Origin of the sequence: Marinobacter sp. DUT-1 (assembly GCF_050379415.1) — a bacterium.
Lineage (GTDB): Bacteria > Pseudomonadota > Gammaproteobacteria > Pseudomonadales > Oleiphilaceae > Marinobacter.
This window is the reverse complement of the sequence record NZ_JBNRLS010000013.1, coordinates 1-4,165: the sequence shown is the minus strand read 5'-3', so window position 1 is coordinate 4,165 and position 4,165 is coordinate 1. Positions and strand designations below refer to the sequence as shown.

The 4,165-nt window shown below is 53.9% G+C and carries 6 protein-coding genes; 1 reads left to right on the top strand and 5 read right to left on the bottom strand.

Annotation, left to right across the window (positions count from 1 at the left end; translation table 11 throughout):
* Positions 1-80: 80 nt before the first annotated feature.
* Positions 81-1,285, top strand: a protein-coding gene (locus ACQUTG_RS18410; protein ID WP_428918472.1) for an IS3 family transposase whose coding sequence is annotated in 2 segments (ribosomal slippage) — positions 81-408 and positions 408-1,285 — 1,206 coding nt in all. Because the reading frame shifts where the segments join, the coding sequence is not laid out codon by codon here.
* Positions 1,286-1,513: 228 nt separating this feature from the next.
* On the opposite strand, the gene ACQUTG_RS18405 is transcribed toward ACQUTG_RS18410, so the two are convergent.
* The 5 genes from ACQUTG_RS18405 to ACQUTG_RS18385 all read right to left on the bottom strand — a co-directional run bounded on the left by ACQUTG_RS18405 (position 1,514) and on the right by ACQUTG_RS18385 (position 4,132).
* The gene (locus ACQUTG_RS18405) at positions 1,514-1,894 is read right to left on the bottom strand and encodes a hypothetical protein (protein ID WP_428920754.1); all 381 of its coding nucleotides are present in this window, start codon (positions 1,892-1,894) and stop codon (positions 1,514-1,516) included.
* 93 nt (positions 1,895-1,987) lie between these two features.
* Complete coding sequence (locus tag ACQUTG_RS18400) at positions 1,988-2,281, bottom strand: HigA family addiction module antitoxin (protein WP_068436756.1); 294 nt, start codon at positions 2,279-2,281, stop codon at positions 1,988-1,990.
* Positions 2,281-2,559 (bottom strand): type II toxin-antitoxin system RelE/ParE family toxin, encoded by a 279-nt coding sequence (locus ACQUTG_RS18395; RefSeq protein ID WP_428920753.1) that lies wholly within the window; start codon positions 2,557-2,559, stop codon positions 2,281-2,283. Before ACQUTG_RS18395 ends, ACQUTG_RS18400 begins: the two co-directional genes overlap by 1 nt.
* Positions 2,560-2,851: 292 nt before the next feature.
* The gene (locus ACQUTG_RS18390) at positions 2,852-3,265 is read right to left on the bottom strand and encodes a transposase (RefSeq protein ID WP_428920752.1); all 414 of its coding nucleotides are present in this window, start codon (positions 3,263-3,265) and stop codon (positions 2,852-2,854) included.
* Positions 3,266-3,805: 540 nt separating this feature from the next.
* Positions 3,806-4,132, bottom strand: a complete 327-nt coding sequence (locus tag ACQUTG_RS18385; protein ID WP_428919839.1) for a DUF2834 domain-containing protein — start codon at positions 4,130-4,132, stop codon at positions 3,806-3,808.
* Positions 4,133-4,165 lie beyond the last annotated feature (33 nt).

Genomic DNA, 4,165 nt, shown 5'->3' with positions numbered 1-4,165 from the left:
TGTAGTAGCCCCCATTTAAACCGGACACCTTGGTAGAAGCAAAGGCCTAGGCATAGACCTAGTGCAAAGGAGTGTCCAAGGTGGAGAGAATCGAAGTCATAACTGGAGTGCAGCGTCGTCGCCGGTATTCCGCGCAGGAGAAGGCATTCATGGTCGCGGAGTGTGAGCGGCCTGGCATGTCGGTATCGCTTGTCGCACGACGTCATGGTATATCAGCAAGTCTGTTGTTCCGTTGGAAGAAGCTGATGAAAGACGGTGGCATGTCCGCGATTGAATCTGGTGATGAGGTTGTCAGTGCATCCGAGATGAAAGCCCTGAACAAGAAGGTCCGGGAGCTGGAGCGGATGTTGGGCCGCAAGACGATGGAAGCTGAAATACTCCGGGAAGCCCTGGAGGTGGCTCAGTCAAAAAAGTTGATCTCGCGCATGCCGTTGCTGCCACCGGACGATACCCTCTGAAACGGGTTGCGGAGGTAATGAAGGTATCGCGCTCCAACCTTCTGGATCGCCTTCATGGTCGCCAGAAAGGCAGAAGCCCAAGATATAACAAGCAGGACGATGAGCGGCATTTGCCGTTTATCCGAGAGCTGTGCGATGCCCGTGCTGCCAATGGCTATCGAAGGATCACTGCTCGGCTGAATCGGTTGCTGGCAGCAAACGACGAGCGAGTGAACCACAAGCGCGTGTATCGACTGATGAAGCAGGATGGACTGTTGTTACCCCGTTATACGGGACGGCCCCAGGAGCGCTGCCATAACGGCCAGGTCATCACCTTGAAGCCAGACCTTCGCTGGTGCTCAGACGGCTTCGAGATCCGTTGCTGGAACAAGGAAGTTGTGCGTGTTGCGTTCAGCCTGGACTGCTGTGACCGCGAACTGATGCGCTACGTGGCGACCACCGGCGGCATCACCGCTGAGATGGTCCAGGATTTACTGCTGGAAAGCCTGGAATACCGCTTCGGCCAGTCAGAACGTGTTCCGCACCCACTCGAATGGCTGACGGATAATGGCAGCTGCTACATTGCCAAAGAAACGCGGGCCTTCGCGTCCTCTCTGGGCTTTGTGGTGTGTACCACACCAGTCAGAAGCCCTCAGAGTAATGGCATGGCTGAGGCCTTCGTGAAGACGTTCAAGCGGGACTATGTGTACCTGAACGATCTTCCTGATGCCGCCACGGTGATGGCCAGGTTGCCGGAATGGATCGAGGACTATAACCGCAGCCACCCGCACAAGGGGCTGAAAATGAAATCGCCCTGGGAGTACCGGGCAGAACTGGCATCAAATTGATGAGGTGGTGTCCGGTTTAGCGGGGGCAACTACAGTCCTAGAGGTAGTTCGGCAATAGCTTGGTGAACGCTGAGGTTTCGATGAACAGCATTGCCAAAATATACGGCGTTGCCGTACGAGCGTCAAGGCAAGATCAGTGAGGTGTAACGCCCTTGTTTAGCGGCGCCCATGTAGCGCAGGGAAGGGAACCAAAAGCAGTACGCTTTTGGCGTCCGGTTGACCGCTTGGTTAACGGCTTTTGGCACCGGCCCACACGTATTTATTGAATATTGCTGGTGCCACTAATGTTACGAACACAGCCGCGATCAACCCAAATGTACCAGACCAATTCTCGGCAAAATTTAGGATGTGGCAAAGCCACGCACCTGGGTTGTCATAACAATACTGCGGCGCAGACTTTGCCGCCGGGACGGCAAAGGGAAATATCAGCAATGCTCCGATCAGAGTTTGAATCCCGTAGCTCGTACAACCACTGAAAAACGCGAAACGCTTTGGAGAGCCCAGTCCCTTCCATTTGGCAAAGATATAACCCCATAAGACGGGTAACCAGAACACAGCGGCCAACCCTATGCCTATTGCTATCGAAATGCCGAGGATCTTAATTTCCACTCTATACTTCCATATCTGGGACTAGAGCCGTTAAGCCCTGGCTGTGCGGCGTGCCGGAGCGCCAGCGCAGGCGCGTCCGACAACAGCCATTGGTTAAGCTGCTTCGAAGTCCAGTGGATGGATTCCATCCAGGTTGACCGTATTGCGGGCCACCCAAAGATCGTACATATCCTGCATTGCCAACCAGCTCTCGGGAGTGCGCCCGAGCACCTTAGATAGCCGCAATGACATTTCCGGACTTATACCACTATCTCCTTTGAGCAAACGAGACAACGTGGAAGGTGAGACCCCTAGGCTGGACGCAAGCTGGCGGGAGCTGATGCCGAAAGGCTCCAGATACACCTCACGAATGAATTCACCGGGATGCGGCGGATTATGCATAGTCATTAGTGATAATCCTCATAATCAAGAACGTAGGCGTTGCCGTCCTGAAATTCGAACGTCATGCGCCAGTTTCCGTTGACCCGAATCGACCACCGTTCTTTGTCTTTGCCCTTCAATGGGTGAAGCCGGAAACCAGGGATATCCATGTCTTCCACTGAAGTCGCCGTATCCAGAGCAGCCAGCTGCATACGCAGCTTCTTGGCATGGTCGGGTTGTATCCCAGACGTGTGGCCGGTCGAGTAAAACCGCTTCAGTCCTTTGTGACGGAATGATTTAATCATGAGAGAATGCTAGCACGTTGCGCACCACGCAACAATAGAGCTTAATCGGGATAGGGAGGCACCTCACGATGCCCCTCCACCCACATCACCGGGCATACGGATCACGTACCACGGCGATTCAGTGACTTAATTCACCCCGTAACCATACTGCCATAGCGACCTTCACTTTCATTGAAAATCCGTCGTATCCGGAGCAATAGGTCAGCGTTTTCAGCAGCCCGTTTGCCGGGCTTGCGATTCGCCCAGGCGTAGTAACCTGAGCGCGAAATGTTCAGGTGGCGACACAGGGCCTTTACGCCGTGTTGTCGTCGGTGTTGCCAGACGAACCGGAACGCTTCTGTCGTTCCTCGGCCTGAAAACGTTGAAACTTTTTTAGGAGGTCTATTTCCTCCTGGCGGGCATTCAGCTGTTTTTCCAGATCCTTGATGCGCTTCTTCGCCTTTGCCAGCTCGTCTTCCGCGGCGGCTTCAGAATCCGGTGGAGGGTTCACCCGTTTCGGAGAGGGCTTCTGCTTTTTCATGTGTTTGTTTTCAACCAGCGTTCCGTTGCGATGCTCCATACACCAGCGGTACAGCATGACTGGATGTATCCCTAGCCCCTCCGCAATATCCTTGGTTTTAACGTTAGGGTGATTAGCCAGTTTAACGGCCCGCAGCTTGAACGCCAGGGTGTAACGATCGTAGTTTCTCTTGTGGCTCTGCCCCATGGTGGGCCCCTTCTAGTGTTCGGTAAAAGACCGTCCACTAAAGAGGTGCAAGATCAGCGCCCATGGAGTGCAACGGAATGGGCGTCCGGTGGAGGCCCAGAGGGCCGTAACGAACTTGAATGCTTGGTTATATGCTGGTGGAAACCAAAATGACCGGGGGTAGCAGAATTAGATACCACTTCCAGGCTCCATAGAGACCTGCCAGGCGACGATGTTTCTTGACTGCTATCTGATCCGGCAAAGCCCACTGAGGAGGCTCTTTGTAGCCACGGAACGAAAACAAAGTCATCCCCAGATAAGAACTTCCCTCTGGGTTAAACCTGAACCCTCGAGGCTTACCGTCTACCACCCAATCTTCTCTGAAGTGCCGGTATTGGTAAGAAATAAAGTCATCGAACGCCATGCACAAGGCAATCCATAGCAGCCCTCCAATTAGAAGGTATAGAGGGATCATCACGTTCCTCTCATATAACGCGCGGAGCACAGCGGCGGCCCGTCAGGGACGTCCGGCGGCCACCGGCCGCGTACTGATGCGGCTGGTTATATTTTGCTGGCTTGGGCTTCAGGCTCTCGCCCACCACGCAACACCAAATATAGCAGCGGACCTGCAGATACAAACACCGCTGTCAGAACTAAAAACGGGATGACGTAGCCCAACCCTTTGCCGCGGCTTTTGGCGTCCTGGTACATCCAAATACAGGCCAACGCGGCGAGAATGTAGAGATCTATGACAACCTGGGCGGTATCCGGGCTAGACATCAGCTGAACACCGAAGGCCAGAAGCGACTGCTCGGCGCCTGCCATTACCCAGAAGGTAAAGCCCATGAACAGGCAGAGAACGATTAGGGGGATTGTCGATATTCTCATAATCTTCCTTGATTGAGGTTTAAGAAATATAAC

What these genes read in the sequence shown, in the direction of transcription:
- ACQUTG_RS18400 (WP_068436756.1), bottom strand. Translation starts at nt 2,281, where the DNA reads ATGACTATGCATAATCCGCCGCATCCCGGTGAATTCATTCGTGAGGTG.
- ACQUTG_RS18395 (WP_428920753.1), bottom strand. Translation starts at nt 2,559, where the DNA reads ATGATTAAATCATTCCGTCACAAAGGACTGAAGCGGTTTTACTCGACC.
- ACQUTG_RS18390 (WP_428920752.1), bottom strand. Translation starts at nt 3,265, where the DNA reads ATGGGGCAGAGCCACAAGAGAAACTACGATCGTTACACCCTGGCGTTC.
- ACQUTG_RS18385 (WP_428919839.1), bottom strand. Translation starts at nt 4,132, where the DNA reads ATGAGAATATCGACAATCCCCCTAATCGTTCTCTGCCTGTTCATGGGC.